The following is an 18,090-nucleotide window of genomic DNA, read 5'->3' on the forward strand; positions in this document are numbered from 1 at the left end:
TGATTTTGGATTTTTCAGAATGACTTTTCTTACAAAGCAACATAAAGCACGACCTAAATCAATTGGGCATAACCGTCCTTTTTTTCAACCACGCCTGAAAGTTGGAAAAGCAGGAGGGAAGCATGAGAAGGAGGCTGATGTTGTTGCAGATCAGGTGGTAAAAAAAGTTGAGGATAGCCAAAAATCGATAGTTCAAGAAGGAAATGAAACAACTAAAGCTCCAGTCGAGTCTGTAACGCCAGTACAGGATAGCGATGAGCTAGTACAGCCTAAAGAAGACAAAGAAGATGATATTGTCCAGAAATATGCATTAGGTTCAGAAGGTGTAGCCGATAAGCAAGGTCTGGAAGATGAGTACGAAGTGGCGCCGGAGACAGAAAGTGCATTGAAGAAACCTTTAGGAGGTAAAGCACTCGATGCTCAGACGCAAGAGGAAATGGAAAAAGGCTTTGGAGCAGATTTTAGCAATGTCAGGATACATACCGATAGCCATGCGACTAAAATGAGTGAGGAGCTGGAAGCTAAGGCTTTTACCCGTGGTAATGATATATATTTTAATCAGGGTGCTTATAACCCTGCAAGTTCAGAAGGGAAGCGGCTTTTGGCGCATGAGCTTACACATGTTTTGCAGCAGGACAGCAGCTCTTCTGAAGAAGAAGTTGTGCAGAAGATGTCGTTAAGGGAGCGGGCTAGAAATGCTTTAAATAGAGTCGGAGAGTGGGCAGGGGATAGGATTGAAGATGGTAAAAATTGGCTCAGGGGCAGGCTATCTAATATGGTAAGCGATGTTCCAGGGTATGGATTGGTGACAGTTGTAATGGGTGAGGATCCACTTACTAACAAGTCTGTGCCCAGGAATGGCAGGAACTTCATTAGTGCAGGACTTGACGTTATCCCCAATGGTAGAGATTATAAACAAAAACTTGAAGAAGAAGGAGCGCTTGGTGAAGCTGCAGAGTGGCTGGATGATGAAATTGAAAAACTGGACATTAGTCCTAAGCAAATTGTAAATGAATTTAATGGGTTTTGGAGAAGCCTTTCTTTAGACGATGTTAGAGATCCCGAAGGTGCTTTTGAACGATTCACAGGCATATTTGCAGGTCCCATTGACCGGTTGAAGACTTTTGCCAGCAATATTGTCCGTGGGTTTCTTCGGATATTAAAAGATTACCTAGTTTCTAAGGCCAAAGACTTTCTTTTAAACCGTGAAGGTTTCAATTTTTATCCTTTATTGACTGTTGTTTTGGGACATGATCCAATATTGGGAGAGGAGGTTGATCGTAGTGGGGAGAATATCCTCAGAGGCTTTATCAGTTTGCATCCTGAGGGCGAAGAACAGTTACGCCAAATGGAAGAAAGCGGATCCTTTCAACGTGCTGCTATTTGGGTAGATGAATCGCTTTTGAGAATAAAAAATCTTGGTGGTGATTTGCGCAATGCCTTTGTTAATGCATGGGCAAGAATTACGGATATCCGCTCAATATTAAACCCTATAGGGGTATTTGAAGAAATATATGGAGAATTCCGGCAGCCTGTTCAGGAACTTAATAGTTTTGCAGGTGAAGTATCCAGAACTATACTTAGCTTCATAAAAGATGCTTTATTAAGCCGTTTGTCTGATTTTGCCCGGAATACTCGTGGGTATCCATTAATTACTGTTTTGATTGAAAGAGACCCTTTTACTAGGGAGCCGGTTGAACGAAATGTTGAGAATATAATCCATGGTTTTATGACACTGGTTCCAGGAGGGCAGGCACAGTTTGAAAAACTGCAGGAGAGTGGTGCTATTCAGCGAGCGTCTGATTGGATTGATAATGCTGTAGAAGATCTAGATATTACATGGTCTTATATAAGAGGTATTTTCACATCAGCTTGGGACTCCTTTACGCTGAGCGACCTGGCGCAACCTTTGGCTGCTTTTGAGCGGATCGTTGAAAAGTTTGCCCCGCCTGTATGGAGGTTGGTTAGTTTTGTGGTCGAGGTTGTGAAAAAGCTGATACAGATTGTGTTGGAGATTATGCAGTTTCCGACGGATCTTATTAGGTCTATTTTTAATAAGGCAGGAGACGTTTTTTCGGATATAGTAGGAGACCCGATAGGTTTTTTAAGGAATCTGCTTTTGGGGCTAAAACTAGGTTTTGAACAGTTTTTTGATAATATCGGGTCGCATTTATTGGCTGGGGTTAAAGATTGGCTGATGCGACAGCTTGGAGATGTTGGTATAACTCCTCCCTCAGATTTTTCTTTCCGTTCCATCTTCGGTTTGGTGCTAGAAGTGCTTGATATATCAGCAGACCAGATTTTGGAGAAAGTGGCAGATAAGATAGGGCCGGAAAACATGGAAAGGATCCGAGGGGCAGCCGGTCAAATACAAGGTGCTTGGTCTTTCGTTTCTGATGTCATGGAACGTGGACCTGTAGCAATATGGGAACGGGTTCAAAGCAGGATTAGTAACCTTTGGAATATGGTACTGGAGAAAGTAAGAAGCTGGGTTATTGTTGAAGTTATCCAAAAAGTGACACAGAAGCTCCTTACTATGCTTGTGCCAGCTGGCATTATGGCTATTATAAATAGTGCAATAGCTTTGTTCAGGGCATTGCAATCGGCGATAGCCTATTTCCGTCAGATTCTGGAGATGATAGACCGCTTTCTGGATGGTGTGGGCAATATTGTGGCAGGTGTATTGGGACCTGCAGCCGACAAACTAGAAAACGCTCTATCAAATGGACTGACCATCGCCCTTGGGTTTCTCGCTAACCAAGCTGGTTTAGGGAGAGTGGGAGCAAAGATTGGGGAAATGATTGAAGACCTAAGAGGGGTGGTGGATAGTGCTATAGATTGGGTCATTGACATGGCTTTCAGGGCAGGAGGGGCTTTGTTGGATATGGGGAAGTCTGCCGTAGAGGCTGTTAGGGGGTGGTGGAATGAACGATTTGGCTTCAGAACCGAATCAGGTGAGAGCCACTCATTTTATTTTGAAGAAATTGGAGGGGAAAGGGTATTGATGTTGGCTAGCGATCCAACACGATTTGAAGCCTTTCTGAACGAATATGAAGTTGGTGAAGGAGAAGACAAAGATAGAAAAGAAGCTGCGTTAAGTAAAGCCCGAGGTTTATTGACAGAAATTAATGAAATAAAAGAACGTGAAGGTGATAATGATCAGGAAATAGAAGCTAAAGTTCAAGAGTTGATTCCGGAAATAAGTTTCTTATTAACCGGTAAAGAAACAGGAGATGCACTTCCTCTTCTGGTGGAGTACTTGAATAAGAATGTTAAAGAAGGGCCTTCAGAAGAAGATACAGTGACGCCTGAGTTCAGGAATGCCGTTGAAGGCGATAAGCAAAGTAAGTATAATGAGGATGAAAACGGGAATAAGGTATATATGTTAACTGACCACGGAACCCGGATCCAAAGGATGAAAGGAATGAAGGACAAAGGGTATATGAAGCTAAGGATAGAAGACGGTTATTTGGTTCCTGCTATAGACCAATCTCCTCATAAGTTGTTCAAACCAGAAGGTTTGGAAATTAAGAAGTATAACGGTAGGTATGTTATTAACTACAAAACTAAGTCATTGAGTGAAACTGAAGATGGGACGCAAGATTTTATGGTGTTACTTAGGTTTGAAGATATTGTTGACGGGAATGTTAAAAGAGAAAAACGAACTGTACGAGGAAATCGATTGCAAAAAAAACCATCAGGGAAGCCTCGGGGCTCCCATGATTCAGCCGGTAATGGATTTGACAATGCTCATTTGATAGGAGATCGTTTTGGGGGCTCTGGTTTAAATGAAGGGTTAAATATTTATCCATCATCTCCAGATTATAATCGAAAAAAGATGAAAGACAAGGAAGACAATATAGCTGAAAATTTGGAAGATGGCACTTTTTTTTCAATGGCAGTAACTGCTGATATTTGGCATCGTGATGGAAATGAAACTAATATTGAAAATCATTTTGACGGACATTTTAACGATAGTGAAGGTGACTTTGTGGGAAAGGGTTTGGTAAGGCGAGATCTTCGTGCCGAAATCAAAGAAGATATTGATAAAATTCCTGGGCAATTTGGACAGGTAAAATATTATATTAATTATAGGAAAAAAGGTGAGTTGGGTCGTGATGAAGGGTATGAGGACGCTCTTAAGGAGAGAGGTGAAAATGTGGCTAATCTTACTTACGTTCCAGAAAAGATTCAGGAGTAAACTTATGTCAAATTATTAATATAAAACATGAAACTTATCGGAAGCATATTTGCATTTTTATTAATGACAGCCTTTATAGTACTGGTCATCTGGGGCAGTTTTGTTGGTTTTGATTTTCTGGCCGGACAGTTTGGGAAGGTTGGTGCTGCTGAAATGCCGGTATTGATTATCGCTTCTGCAGTGTATTTAGGGGGTGTTTTGGTGATAGCCTCTTTTTTACGTGCTGCCCATCATAGGCATGATAAACAAGTCGCTCCTGAGAAAAAAGCCATATACTCAAAGCTTATGAATGTTCTGACTATTCCGGAATTGAATAGCATATCGTTGTCCCGTGAAATGGCTGAACTTGCTCCTGATGTCAAAATGTGGGGTGGAGATGAAGTGCTGAAAAGGTTTATGAAGTTAAATGCCTCAATACAGAAAGGTGAGGTTCAACAGAATAACCTTAAGTTTCTAATTGGAAACCTAATGCTGGAAATCCGTAAAGATCTTGGCCATAGGAACAGAGGGGTAGGTGTTAATATGTTAACTCGAAAGGTATTTGCTGACAATCAAGAAACTTCTTCAAAGGAAATTTCATCTAAGTAACCATTTAGCAGTTTTTTATTTATGGATCAACTGTTGAAATTTCTTGAACTTACTCTAAGGGCTCGGCTAGACTTTGAAACTGGTAAATCTACCGTTCTGGAAAAACCTCAAGTAGATATTCTGCTCAGCAAGGATGAGGCTTTGGGAAGGTTTATTTTTGATTATAAATTGCAGGGGCAGGACCTGCTGATCATTACTCTTTCATTAGTTCCTTATATCAGCCCATCCTTTTTTTCTAAAATTATAGCTGACTATTTTCCTGACGGCGGAGAGTTGCCTGAGTTTGGAGGAGTTAAGGCAAAAAATCACCGGGGTATGATTCCTACGGGAGAAACATTGTTATATATACTTGCCGGCAATGACCCAAACACCCGGAAGAGGTGTTCTCTTATATTTTCAGAATCTATCCTTTTTAACAAGGGGATAGTTTACCTTGGGGAAACATCTTCTTATGAACCTAAATGGGCTGGTGCTTTGCTTCCAGATGAAGAATATGCAGAGCTGTTTATTAATGAAAAAGTTTCTAAACCTAAGTTAAGCAGGGAGTTCCCCGCCCAGATCATAGAAACTAGTTTAGACTGGAGTGACTTGGTCTTAAGTCAGAAGGTAATGGATCAAGTGAAAGAGGTTGAGGATTGGTTGCAGTACAGGGAGGTGCTTATGGAAGACTGGCAAATGAAGGGACGCGTTAAACCTGGTTATCGGGTCATGTTTTTTGGGCCGCCCGGTACAGGCAAAACATTGACTGCTGCTTTGTTAGGGAAGTATACCCAGAGGGATGTGTACCGTGTAGACCTTTCTTTAGTGACCTCTAAGTATATTGGTGAGACAGAAAAGAACTTATCTTCGCTTTTTGACAAAGCAGAAAACAAAGATTGGATACTTTTTTTTGATGAAGCGGACGCTATTTTTGGCAAAAGAACAAACGTAAGAGATGCCCATGACAAGTACGCCAACCAAGAGGTGTCATACCTGTTGCAACGCATAGAAAGCCACCCGGGATTGGTTATACTAGCTTCAAACTTCAAGAATAATATTGATGCAGCTTTTGCCCGTAGGTTTCAAAGCATTATAGAGTTTCCGAAACCTGTGGCTGATGAGCGGTTTTTGTTATGGCAGAAAAACATGCCTCGAAAAGCTTTAAATTTGGAAGATAGTCAATTGGTCATGTTGGCCAAGAAGTATGAACTGACAGGTGCCAATATTGTTAACGTTATTCAATATGCCAGTTTGAAAGCCCTTTCTCAGAAAAATTCGTATATTGAAATGGAAGATCTTTTGGCAGGAGTTAAGAAAGAGTTGCTAAAAGAAGGTAAAATGTTCAATTAGTGGCAAAACAAAACAACCTCAACTTTATTTAAGTGTCACGAATACTAAAATAAATTAAACATTAGTTTATATAATTGAGTAATTTTACTTGCAGAAAATTTTTGTTTAAATTATACCAACCAGTCGGTGTTGCCAAAAATAAAAATATTACTCTGTCTGTTTCTTCTTCCTCTGCATATTGCATTCGCGCAAGAGGACTATGAAGCAATTTATGACACAGAGACTATTGGGGGACTAAATCTGAATACCAATGCGGGGCTAATAGGAGGGGTGACTTTTAGGCATTCTATTTTTATCAAAGAACGGCACTACCATACATTTGGTGCTGAAATTGTCAATGTTCGACATCCTCAAGAAGAAAGAAGGACGAGTTTTTCTACTGGAAACTCCTATGTGTATGGCAAGGAGAACTATATGATGCCGTTGCGCTTATTTTATGGGCGTACCTATATTCTTTTTCCTAAAGACAGAGACGAAGGAGTCCAGATAGACTTAATTGTGAAGGGAGGGCCTTCATTAGGTTTATTGAAACCTTACTATGTATTGTACGATTATTCCGACCGTACGGCAGATCAAGTACTGATACGGTCTGTGCCATTTAATCACCAAAGGCATAGAACAGATAATATATTGGGGCATGGTAGCTTTTTTAGTGGTATTGGAGACACACAGGTCGTGCCAGGGGTTCATTTCTCTACATCATTGATGCTGTCCTTTATGAACTTTAACGAAAATATCACAGGTGTAGAAGCTGGTTTTAATATCGAGGCCTTTCCACGTCGCATGAATATTATACCAACTGCTCATAATCGTTGGCTATTTTCTTCGGTTTTTATTAATATCGTGTATGGCAGGAGACGTTGATGTACCATTCTGCCTAAGGATCCATCTGTCCATTTCAATTTATTCCTTATTTTTGTATCAAATATTTACATGATGATAGAACTTCCTGTAATTTCTTCTGAAGCGAACAAAAGACCTTCCCGCCCTGATTGGTTGAGGGTAAAACTTCCGGTAGGTAAAGAATATGCCAGGGTAAGGCAGCTTGTTGATAAATATAAACTCCATACCATTTGTGAAAGTGGCAACTGTCCTAATATGGGTGAATGTTGGGGCGCAGGGACTGCTACTTTTATGATTCTTGGCAATATATGTACCAGAAGTTGTTCTTTTTGCGCGGTAGCAACAGGACGTCCTAATGAGTATGATACCGAAGAGCCCGTTAGGGTAGCGGAGGCCGTCAAGCTTATGGGTGTTAAGCACTGCGTACTTACATCGGTAAACAGAGATGAACTTAAAGACCGGGGTGCTGAAATTTGGCACCAGACAGTGGCTGAAATTAAAAAGATTTCTCCTGAAACGACCATAGAGACATTAATTCCTGATGTAAAAGGAAATTGGGATGCATTGGAGCGGATGATCTCTGCGGGACAAGAAGTGGTGTCACATAATATGGAAACGGTTAAACGCTTGTATAGGATGGTTCGTCCACAGGCGAAGTATGATAGGAGTCTTGAGCAGTTAAAACGCACTAAGGAGTATGGAAAAAGAAACAAAAGCGGTATAATGCTTGGCTTGGGCGAAACTACCGAAGAGGTGTTTGAGGCGATGGATCATCTTGTAGAGAATGGCCTTGACATTCTAACGCTGGGGCAATACTTGCAGCCTACCAAAATGCATTTAGAAGTGGCGGAGTTTATTCACCCTGACAAGTTTGCACTTTATCGTGAAGAAGGTTTGAAAAGGGGGCTTAAATATGTTGAGTCTGGCCCACTGGTAAGGTCTTCTTACCATGCAGAGCGACATGTAAATGTGCCAATATAGGTTATTATAATATTGTTAAATAAGTTGTCGAGCTCCTGTAAGTAACAGGAGCTTTTTTTATGTATCCTATTCTGAACTTTTGAGTCGCTTTTAGAGGTTTTGTCTTAAAATATTACTATTTAACGTGCTTATCTTTACAAAATAGAATATCAGAATATTAAATATTTATTAAGTTTTAATAATCAGCATAAAGTTTCTAATTTTACCCTTGTAAGAAGCCTTTAGTAGGTGATATAAGTAATCTGGGTTTAAAGCGAATCAGTATTTACTATGTGGTTTGGCTAACTTAATATCAGCCGCCTAGGCTTGCAGAGGTAACTAATCATGGCATTGTTTAACCGCAAATGTGCTGATGCTTCTTTTGCCACTTTAGTCAAATACTTTTGAATAACCTGTTTCTAAGCACCTGCAAGGGGGCAGCATTGGTTGTACTGTTCCGCTATCAGTGTTATATTTCAGGTTTAACTTCAATAGACGACAGGCAATATGCGAGAAGTTATAAAGGGGAGCATGTTATGAGTGAAGCTAATACTACAGCAGGTAATTTTAATATAGAAAAAGTGCCGTTTAGGATAGATATAAAATACATTTACATAATCGCCTGCTTTATTTTATGGCTAGGCCTTTTGGGGACTAATTTGCATACCCTGTATAGTATTGAAAATGAATTGGATGTATTAGTTCCTGATTTTCTTAACAATGCCCTTTTGGCGGCTTTTTTCTTAAGTGTTTTTCTCGCCTTTAAATTTTCTTCTGACAGTAAAAGGAGCGGTAGTTTTATTGAGCAACTATGGCAGGTGTTCATTATAGGTGGTTTTACAATATTTCTATCCCTCTTTATAAAATTCCTTATGATGTTCCTTGGCGAATCTGATATATTCGTCAATATATATATTACTAATACTATTTATCATCTAAATATCGGTTTGGTAATCATTTTTTTAGCCAATGCATTTTATGTATGGAAGAGAATGATTTTGTACCAGAAAACAGATACCATTCATGAAGCATGGCATATTTTTGAGTATATCATGCTTGGGTTGGTGTTGACTAATTTCATATACATCGATATCTTTAGCTGGCCATTCATTATAGTAATATCGCCACTGGTAGTTTTTGCCTTAATTTTATCTTTTAACCTAAAGTGGGTTGCCTTTCTCAACTATAGCCAGAAGTGGCAGAGCATACTTTTGATTTTTCTGATCGTGTTGATCAGTAGTACCTTTTTGCAGCAGATTTACGAGCAGCATTTTTACCGCAACCTTATTCAGGACCTAGCTGATAATATCTTTATTCTAGCAGTATTCGGGTTTATATTTATCAACTGTTTTTCTTCGCTGTTGGTCCTCTTTTTTAATTTACCAACGTCCTCTGTTTTTGAGCAAAAGTTTGGGGAGGTTATGCTTTTCCAAAAGCTTAGCCAGTCTATACAGATGGGGAATAAAGAAGAAGAAGTTTACTCTATTTTAATAGACAACAGTTTGACTACAGTCATGGCAGATGCTGCATGGCTTGAAATATTTGAAGATAGCCGGTCTTACAAGGCCTTTCTTAACAGAGGTATATCCGAAATAGATATTTTTGATATTAAGAAAGTGCTTAGGAAAAACAGGATTGTTATCAATGACAGTCCTAATTATATTCAGGATTTAAGAAATCTTGAATATAGTGACAGGCTGAAGGCGCAGGATTTTAGGTCAGTGTTGATCATTCCTCTTGCCTCAAATAATAAGGTTTTAGGAAACTTGGTCCTTTTGAAGAGTATTACCGATGGTTTTGACAGGGATATGGTGGACATTATTAGCACCTTTGTAAGTCAAGCCAGTATAGCCATTAGAAACTTTCGTTTAATGAAAGAGGCGGTTGTCAATGAACGGTATAAAGAAGAGCTTAAAATTGCCAAGGGTGTTCAAAAGAGTCTGTTGCCAGAAAATGTGTTTTTTAACAGTCACTTAGAAATTAGTGCTTTTACGCAGTCCTCTGATGCTATTGGTGGGGACTACTACGACTTTTTTGAATATAGTCGGGAAAAAGTTGCGGTTGCCATAGGGGATGTTTCTGGCCATGGTACTTCGGCGGCATTTAACATGGCGCAGATGAAAGGGGTTTTCCAAAGCTTAATTCAATTAGGATTTTCCCCAGACACCTTTATGGTTCATGCCAATAACGCGTTGGCAAAGTGTTTGGAGAAAGCTTCATTTATCACACTTTCATTATTTGTCATAGACACAGCGGAAAGGAATATCGTGTTTGCGAGGGCTGGACATTGTCCTCCCATGTTCTTTGATTCAGAAAAGGGGGAGTTGGAGATGCTGAACACACGTGGTATCGGTTTAGGCTTAGTAAGAAACAAAGAATATGGTAATCATATAGAAAAGTGCAAAAGACCTTATAAGGAGGGCGATTTGCTACTCCTTTATACCGATGGTATACTGGAAGCCAAAAACCCTGAAGGTGAGGAATATGATTATGAAAGGTTGAAAAATATTGTATCTTTAAATTATCAATTGAGTTCAAGCCAGATTACAGACGCCATTATATCGGATGTCTATGAGTTTACTGGCACTAAGGACCTTAAAGATGATTATACTTTTTTGGTTATTAAATTTATTTAACCATTTTGCAAACTTTTGTTATTTAAGAATCGTATAAAACTTAATTTAGATGAATGTTCATATTTCCAGGGAGGAAGATTACTATATCTTAAGTCCTGTAGGTGAATTAGATGCAAGTTCATGCACTGTGCTTGATAATGCAATAGCAGAAGCCGTTAAGCTAAAAGAGAAGAAACTTTTGGTGAACTTTGAAGGAGTAAGCTACATATCTTCTGCTGGCATGGGGGTTTTTATGTCATATTTGCAGGATTTTGAAGACAATAACATCTCTATGGTGTTATATAATATGAGTGCCAAAGTAAAAGATGTATTTAAAGTTCTTGGATTAGACGAATTAATAAATATAAGTTCTGATAAAGAAGCAGCCAAAAATAGTATTGATGAATCGAAGCTTTAAAATAGCTTGTTCTGTGCAGAATCTGAAAGATCTTAGATCTTTTGTGTCTGGGGCACTGGAGTCTTGCAATCTGTCTGAGACCGAGGTGAACCTGCTTGTGCTTGCTGTAGATGAGGTTTGTGCTAACCTGATTGTACACGCATGTCCAGAAGACGATAAAAAATTTATAGAAGTAACTATAAGTGACAATGCTCAGGGCATTACTTTTGAAATTACCGATTCTGGCGAACCTTTTGATGTTAATGCATATCCTGTCAATGATGTTCGTCAATTAGTGAAAGAGAAAAAGAAGGGCGGCCTTGGGCTGATGTTGGTTAAAAAAATTGTGGACTCCATCGAAACTTTCCATAACGATAAATTTACCGTTTACAGGCTTCATAAGCGTTTTTCTGCAGCTTGATAAAAAGTCTTTCCTCATTTCTTTTCTTTTTTCCGGTGCCTTTTTTGCCTTTGATTAAATAATTCTAATCAAAAAATCGTTAAACTTGCGAGTCAAAAACTTGTATTAACTGATTTTGCATAATTTTTTCCTGAAAATGAAAAAAACACCCTTATTGTTTTTTGTTTGCCTGGCCTTGTTAGGAGCTTGTAAAAGTTCAGGTAATAAACAAAGTTCTTCCGTTACATCATCTCCAGTACTTCAGACCATTGGCGATAAACCTGTTTATTCTTCTGAATTTGCTTATGTTTATAAAAAGAATAACGCAAATACCGAAGACATGTATTCTGAGCACAGCGTGCGGGAATACTTGAGGTTGTATACCAATTTTAAACTCAAAGTTAGAGCGGCTGAAGACGCAGGGCTTGATACCTTACCTTCTTTTAAAAGTGAGTTGAGCGGATATAAGAAACAACTTGCGCAACCTTATTTTACAGAAAAAGGGTTAACTGAAAAATTTGCCAAGCAAGCGTACGATCGTTTGAAAGAAGAGGTCAATGCTTCTCATATCCTGATTATGGTAAAGGAAGATGCAGACCCTAAGGATACCTTGGATGCGTGGAATAAGATTGTAGAAGTCCGGAAAAAGGCTTTAGGTGGTGATGATTTTGCGGAGTTGGCTAAAGCGCACTCTGAAGACCCTTCTGCTAAGTCTAACGCAGGTAACCTCGGGTATTTTTCAGCTATGCAGATGGTGTTCCCTTTTGAGGATGCAGCTTATAATTTGGAAGTAGGGGATGTCTCAGAACCAGTTAGGACACGTTTTGGTTACCACATCATTAAATTGCATGACCGCAGACCTTCTCAAGGGGAAATTAGGGTTGCCCATATTATGGTTAGAGCTACTTCGGGCATGTCAGAAGAAGATTCCATTGCTGCTAGCAAGAAAATTCAAGAAATTTATAGCAAGCTTGAAAATGGCGAAAAGTGGGAAAGCTTAGTGGCGCAGTTTTCTGATGATGCTAACTCTAAAGCTCAGAATGGCGAATTGCCAAGCTTCTCCACAGGAAGGATGATTCCTTCTTTTGAAAATGCAGCTTTCAAACTTACCAAAGCTGGCGAATACTCTGAACCGGTACTTACCCCTTATGGATGGCATATCATAAAGCTCTTGGATAAGCAAAAGCTGCCTTCTTATGAGGAATTGGAAACACGCATTAAACAAAAAGTGTCCAAAGATAGATCTGCTTATCACAAAGCGGCTACTGTCGAGCGGCTTAAGAAAGAAAACAACTTTCAAGAAAAGAACAAAGTAGTAAAAGAGGCTTTGAGCCATGCCGACTCTTCGTTGCTTCAAGGCGAATGGGCTGCTGATGCTGGAAAGTTAGGTGGCAAAGTTCTTTTCTCTATTGGGGATGAAAAGCATAAGGTAAATGACTTCTTTAAATATGTCCAGGATAGCCAGAAAACCATTAAAGCGTCTTCTCCTGATTACATTATGTCAAGCTTGTATGACAAATATGTAGAAGAAAGCAACATTAAGTATGAAGAAGCACACTTAGAAGATAAGTATGTTGACTATAGGATGTTGGTAAATGAGTATAGGGATGGCATTCTGCTTTTTCAGCTTATGGATGACAAAGTATGGACAAAGGCTATCAAAGATACTACAGGCCTAAAGGAGTACTTTAACAATAATAGAGAAAAATACCAGTGGGACGAAAGGGCTAACGCTGTAATATTTAATGTACGGGATGACGCAACATTGGATAAGCTTAAAGAAACCCTTAAAAATGATAAGTTTCTTATAAATAAAGATTATTTAACTATCTCTTTTAATTCTGGAGCTACTTCGCTTTCTGACCGCCATAAAAACAGTTTGGCAAAAGCTTATAAGGAGCTTTCTAAAAATAAGGAGCTGGTCTTGACGCTTTCTGGTTCATCTGGTGCCAATGAAAAGAAAAGAATGGAGGCTGTAAAAGACTACTTTAAGAGTAAGGGGGTAGACTCTACTCAAGTTGTAGAGGGTAAAGGTGAAAAAGGTACTGAGGGACAGGTTAACATCTCAATGTACTCTAAGAGTCAAAAAGATTTGGAAAAAGTATTTAATCAAGATGCTCCATTGACCCTTCAGGTTACCAAAGGTTTCTTTGCTAAAGGAGAAAATGAAATTCTTAATAAAGTTGACTGGAAAGCGGGTACTTATGAACTGAAAGAGGATGATCGTTTGTTTTACGTAGTAATTTCTGAGATAGAAGCACCGAGAAACAAAACATTTGAGGAAGCACGTGGTCTGGTTATCTCTGATTATCAGTCTCAGTTAGAGGAAGATTGGTTGTCGGAGCTACGTGAAAAGTATCCTGTAAGTGTTAATGAAGAAGAAGTTGAGAAATTGATAAAGGAGTAAGATTTGCAAAAATACGGATTTTTATTAGTATTGCTTGTACTGCTGCAAAGTTGCGACTTGTTTAAGAAAAAGGATCCCTTAAACAGGTATGATTCAGATATGCAGCCTGTGGCACGTGTGCAAGATAAGTTTCTTTATAAAAAGGACATTGAAGATCTTTTTAATGATGACCAGCAGGGCGATAGTGCTCAAGTTGCTGCCTATGTTGACAAATGGGTTAAGGAGCAGCTTTTGCTGAACCGTGCAGGAAGTGTGGTGGAAAGCAAAATGGAGAAAATCGAGGAGTTGGTCAATGCGTATAGGAACGACCTGATCTTGCATGAATATAAAAAAGCTTTTGTGCGTTCAAAAGGGGATTCATTAGTAAGTGATGAAGATATTTTAAAGTTTTATGAAGAAAATAGTGAAAAATTTCAGCTAAATCAGAATATTTTTAAAGGGGTTTTTGTTAAGGTTCCATCAAATGTATCTAACCTTAGTAACATTAAAAAACTTGTTCATTCTGATAGCGAGGAAGGGGTAAAGGATTTACGTTCTTTTTGTTTGAGTTATGCTAGTTTTTATCATTTAGATGATTCTCTTTGGGTCAACTTTGATGAACTTGTAGCTCAGACGCCTTTGGCTTCCATGAGCAATAAGGGTAATACGTTGGATAAAAAGAAATATGTGGAAATGTCGGACTCTAAATATACCTATATACTTAGGGTGGTTGACTTTAAAACATCCAGTGAGCTGTCGCCTTTGGAATTTGTTAGGGATCAAATAAAAAACACCCTTTTAAATAAGAAAAGACTACAACTGGTTAATGAACTTGAAGATAATTTATACCAGGAAGCTGGTGAGGAAAAAGAATATGAGATTTACCTTTGGAATTAAACTTTTGCTGTTGGCGCTATGGATTGTGCCTATTGCAGTGAATGGACAAAATATTGATAAGATTGTTGCCAAAGTTGACAATCATATCGTGTTGAAATCTGAACTTGAGGTTAACTATGTGCAGTATTTGCAACAGGAAGAATCCTATGTGCCTGAAGGGGAAGATTTAAAATGCCGTATTTTGGAAAATTTGGTTGTTAACAAACTGCTTTTGGCTAAAGCAGAGATCGACTCTGTGGTTGTTGAAAGAGATGCAGTAGAAGATCAACTGGATCGTAGAATGCAATACTTTATTCAGCAATTCGGTGGAAGTCCTCAAAAGCTTGAGGAGTTTTATAAAAAGTCTATAGATGACTTGAAAGGTGACCTGCGCAAGTCTGTTAAAGAACAAATGATCATTCAACGGATGCAGGAAAAAATCTCAGGTAACCTTAAGGTTACACCTGCTGAGGTGAAGAGGTTTTTTAATGAAATTCCTGCGGACAGTTTACCATACATTTCAGCTGAGGTAGAAGTGGGACATATTGTTAAGCTGCCTCCTGTTGGGCGTGAGCAAAAAAGACAGGCCCGTGCCACATTAGAGCGGTTGCGCACTAAAATTGCCAATGGGGCAGATTTTTGTGATTACGCAAAACAATATTCAGAAGATCCGGGTTCTGCTAAGAAGTGTGGTGAACTGGGGTTCTTTAAGAGAGGTGAACTTGTGCCAGAGTACGAAGCTGCTGCACTTAAGTTAAAACCAGGAGAGCTTTCCGGCATTGTAGAAAGCCAATTCGGATTTCACCTTATTCAGATGATAGAAAGAAGGGGTAATGAGTTTAATACTAGGCATATTCTTGTTAAACCTGCTGGCTCAACAGTAGATATGGCCTATGCCGAAAACTTTTTAGATAGCTTGAGGAATCAAATTCTTGCAGACAGTATTTCTTTTCAACAGGCAGCTCATAAGCACTCTGATGATAAAATGACCAATTCGACAGGAGGTTTGTTTTCTGATCCGGATGAAGGCGGTACAAAAATTTCTCTTGAAGATTTAGACCCTGGTATGTATTTTGTCATTGATACTATGCAAGTAGGTTCTATTTCTAAACCTATGCGGTTCAGAATGGAAGATGGCACAGAAGCCATGCGGATTGTGTACTACAAATCAAAAACACCTCCGCACAGGGCCAATTTAAGGGATGATTATCAGCGGATCCAGCGGGCTGCGCTTTCTGAGAAAAAGAGCAAAGCACTGGATGAGTGGTTCGAAAGAACCAGGGGAGAGGTTTTTATCGATATTGACGACGAATATAACAAATGTAAAATACTTCAGTGAGTATGGAAACTTTTAAATCTGACGTAGAATCTGCGGACAAATTTTTTGAGATTAATAAAGAGTTAAGAAAAGAGATTGGAAAAGTAATTGTAGGTCAGGATGAAGTTGTAAAACTTCTCCTGACTTCTATTTTTTGCCAAGGACACTGTCTTTTGGTCGGTGTGCCAGGGTTGGCCAAAACATTACTGATCAATACCATCGCATCTGTGCTGGATCTTAACTTTAAGCGAATCCAGTTTACCCCTGATTTGATGCCTAGTGATATTGTGGGATCGGAAACGTTAGATGTAAACAGGAATTTTAAATTTGTTAAAGGTCCAATCTTTGCCAACATTATCCTGGCGGACGAGATAAACCGTACGCCTCCTAAAACCCAGGCGGCTCTATTAGAGTCCATGCAGGAATATTCGGTTACTATTGGTGGGCAAATATACAAATTAGACAGGCCGTTTTTTGTGTTGGCAACACAAAACCCTATAGAGCAGGAAGGTACTTATCCATTGCCTGAAGCTCAATTGGACCGCTTTATGTTTAATTTAACATTGGACTATCCTAGTTTAGAATCCGAAATTGATATTGTTAAGAATACTACGGGAGGCGTAAAAGCTACTGTTGAATCATTGATTTCTGCTTCCGAAATAATAAAGTACCAAGAACTCATCAGGAAAGTCCCTGTAGCGGACAATGTAGTGGAATATGTGGTGAAGCTTGTCCATAAAACAAGGCCGACTTCCTCATCAGCTTCCGATGTGACCAAAAACTACCTTGACTGGGGGGCTGGACCAAGAGCTTCTCAGAACCTTGTTTTGGCAGCAAAATGCAATGCTTTGCAAAATGGGAAATATTCACCGGATATTGAAGATGTTAAAGAAGTAGCATTGCCCATATTAAGGCACAGGATTGTAAGGAACTTTAAAGCTGAAGCCGAAGGTATTTCAGTAGAAGATATTATTAATAAACTTTTGTAAGCTAAACTTTTTTTAGCTTTATGCTGCCCTTTCGTGATTATGCTATACAAGGTTTAATTGTATAGCATAATTACCAAAGGGCTTTTTTTTGAATAGAATGTAAAACCTTGAATATGCATTAGAACTTGCAATTAGGTAGCGTTGCTATGCTTTACGGCCCCAAAGTGTTGACTTATTATTGTTTTGCTCTCCTATTGTGTACTATTGTTGCCAAAAATTGTGTACATGTTATTACCACTTTAACTTCCTGTCATACCTTTTTGTGAAATTTACGTATAGATACAGGATGTCTAAGTTGATCAATTATGAAAATCTTTACATTTACGGTTGTGTTTTTACTGTCGGTTTCTTTAGGTTTTTCACAAAACAAAGATTTTAAAACCCTTAGAAAGCAATTAAGAAAAGTTAAGACGCTTAAAGATGCTGATAGTTTCATTCAAGAAAATGCTGCTTACTTTGGAGAAGTTATAACATTGCACGCACGCCATGATACAAGTGCTCTAGCTAACTTTTTATTGAACAGTAAGAAAGGAAGCTTTTGGGTTGACGATACGTCAGATGTGCATGTAAACTATATGTTTAAAGTGTTGTCAACTGACGTTCAGCCAGCCTTTAGGGTGAGCTATATATTTATAGATGGGAAAGATTATTCTACCTCTGAAATAGATAGTATAAGAAAAATCATTTTAGATAGAAATAAAGAAGGAGAGCCTTTTGAGCAATTGGCTAGTTTGTTTTCTATGGATAGGAATGCCCAAAAGGGAGGGGACTTGGGTTGGTTTGATGAGAAACAAATGGTCAATGCATTTTCTGAAGCTGTTAAATCGCATGAGCGAGGAGCTGTTTTTACGGTAGATGTTCCTGAGAGAGAGTGGTTTTATGTTATTAAAAATACGCATGACCCTGTTATGTACCAAACAGCCCGCGTGTTAATACTTAAAGAAGCAAAATAGGAGCCTGTTATGAGTTATTTTATACAGCTTCTACTGCATACTCGTTTAGCTTGAGTTAGCGTTTGTTGTACATTTTTTCATTGCTCGGGGGAACTGTTCTGGGCTAAATTTCATTAATTCAGAAATGCAATAGAGTTTTCTATTACGTAGCAAAACAACTTCAAATCAATCCTGCGCCCACATTGATTTATTGCTATTTTGCTCCTCATGACAAAACCTATCGCATATTTCAGGT

The 18,090-nt window shown here is 38.9% G+C and carries 13 protein-coding genes; all 13 read left to right on the forward strand.

Annotation, left to right across the window (positions count from 1 at the left end; all coding sequences use genetic code 11):
- Nucleotides 1-19 precede the first annotated feature (19 nt).
- The 13 genes from RCC89_05850 to RCC89_05910 all read left to right on the forward strand — a co-directional run bounded on the left by RCC89_05850 (nucleotide 20) and on the right by RCC89_05910 (nucleotide 17,855).
- Nucleotides 20-4,201, forward strand: a complete 4,182-nt coding sequence (locus RCC89_05850; GenBank protein ID WMJ72688.1) for a DUF4157 domain-containing protein — start codon at nucleotides 20-22, stop codon at nucleotides 4,199-4,201.
- 27 nt (nucleotides 4,202-4,228) lie between these two features.
- The gene (locus tag RCC89_05855; GenBank protein ID WMJ72689.1) at nucleotides 4,229-4,789 is read left to right on the forward strand and encodes a hypothetical protein; all 561 of its coding nucleotides are present in this window, start codon (nucleotides 4,229-4,231) and stop codon (nucleotides 4,787-4,789) included.
- A gap of 21 nt (nucleotides 4,790-4,810) precedes the next feature.
- Nucleotides 4,811-6,118: an ATP-binding protein gene (locus RCC89_05860; GenBank protein WMJ72690.1), complete on the forward strand. Its 1,308-nt coding sequence runs from the start codon at nucleotides 4,811-4,813 to the stop codon at nucleotides 6,116-6,118.
- 129 nt (nucleotides 6,119-6,247) lie between these two features.
- Nucleotides 6,248-6,982 carry a hypothetical protein gene (locus tag RCC89_05865; GenBank protein WMJ72691.1) on the forward strand — a complete coding sequence of 245 codons (735 nt, stop codon included), beginning with the start codon at nucleotides 6,248-6,250 and terminating at the stop codon, nucleotides 6,980-6,982.
- A gap of 72 nt (nucleotides 6,983-7,054) precedes the next feature.
- The gene (gene lipA, locus RCC89_05870; protein WMJ75644.1) at nucleotides 7,055-7,942 is read left to right on the forward strand and encodes a lipoyl synthase; all 888 of its coding nucleotides are present in this window, start codon (nucleotides 7,055-7,057) and stop codon (nucleotides 7,940-7,942) included.
- A gap of 383 nt (nucleotides 7,943-8,325) precedes the next feature.
- Complete coding sequence (locus tag RCC89_05875) at nucleotides 8,326-10,557, forward strand: SpoIIE family protein phosphatase (GenBank protein WMJ72692.1); 2,232 nt, start codon at nucleotides 8,326-8,328, stop codon at nucleotides 10,555-10,557.
- 49 nt (nucleotides 10,558-10,606) lie between these two features.
- Nucleotides 10,607-10,954: an STAS domain-containing protein gene (locus RCC89_05880; protein WMJ72693.1), complete on the forward strand. Its 348-nt coding sequence runs from the start codon at nucleotides 10,607-10,609 to the stop codon at nucleotides 10,952-10,954.
- Nucleotides 10,955-10,967: 13 nt separating this feature from the next.
- Entirely contained in the window at nucleotides 10,968-11,354 is a 387-nt protein-coding gene (locus RCC89_05885; protein WMJ72694.1) for an ATP-binding protein, read from the forward strand.
- A 136-nt stretch (nucleotides 11,355-11,490) separates the two neighbouring features.
- Nucleotides 11,491-13,740, forward strand: a complete 2,250-nt coding sequence (locus tag RCC89_05890; GenBank protein ID WMJ72695.1) for a peptidylprolyl isomerase — start codon at nucleotides 11,491-11,493, stop codon at nucleotides 13,738-13,740.
- Nucleotides 13,741-13,743: 3 nt separating this feature from the next.
- On the forward strand, nucleotides 13,744-14,616 hold the full coding sequence (locus tag RCC89_05895) for a hypothetical protein (protein WMJ72696.1): 873 nt from the start codon (nucleotides 13,744-13,746) through the stop codon (nucleotides 14,614-14,616).
- The gene (locus RCC89_05900) at nucleotides 14,594-15,934 is read left to right on the forward strand and encodes a peptidylprolyl isomerase (protein WMJ72697.1); all 1,341 of its coding nucleotides are present in this window, start codon (nucleotides 14,594-14,596) and stop codon (nucleotides 15,932-15,934) included. Before RCC89_05895 ends, RCC89_05900 begins: the two co-directional genes overlap by 23 nt.
- Before the next feature lie 2 nt (nucleotides 15,935-15,936).
- The gene (locus RCC89_05905) at nucleotides 15,937-16,902 is read left to right on the forward strand and encodes a MoxR family ATPase (protein ID WMJ72698.1); all 966 of its coding nucleotides are present in this window, start codon (nucleotides 15,937-15,939) and stop codon (nucleotides 16,900-16,902) included.
- 305 nt (nucleotides 16,903-17,207) lie between these two features.
- Nucleotides 17,208-17,855 carry a peptidylprolyl isomerase gene (locus RCC89_05910; GenBank protein ID WMJ72699.1) on the forward strand — a complete coding sequence of 216 codons (648 nt, stop codon included), beginning with the start codon at nucleotides 17,208-17,210 and terminating at the stop codon, nucleotides 17,853-17,855.
- Nucleotides 17,856-18,090: the final 235 nt, after the last annotated feature.

The sequence above is a fragment of the Cytophagaceae bacterium ABcell3 genome (genome assembly GCA_030913385.1).
Lineage (GTDB): Bacteria > Bacteroidota > Bacteroidia > Cytophagales > Cytophagaceae > ABcell3.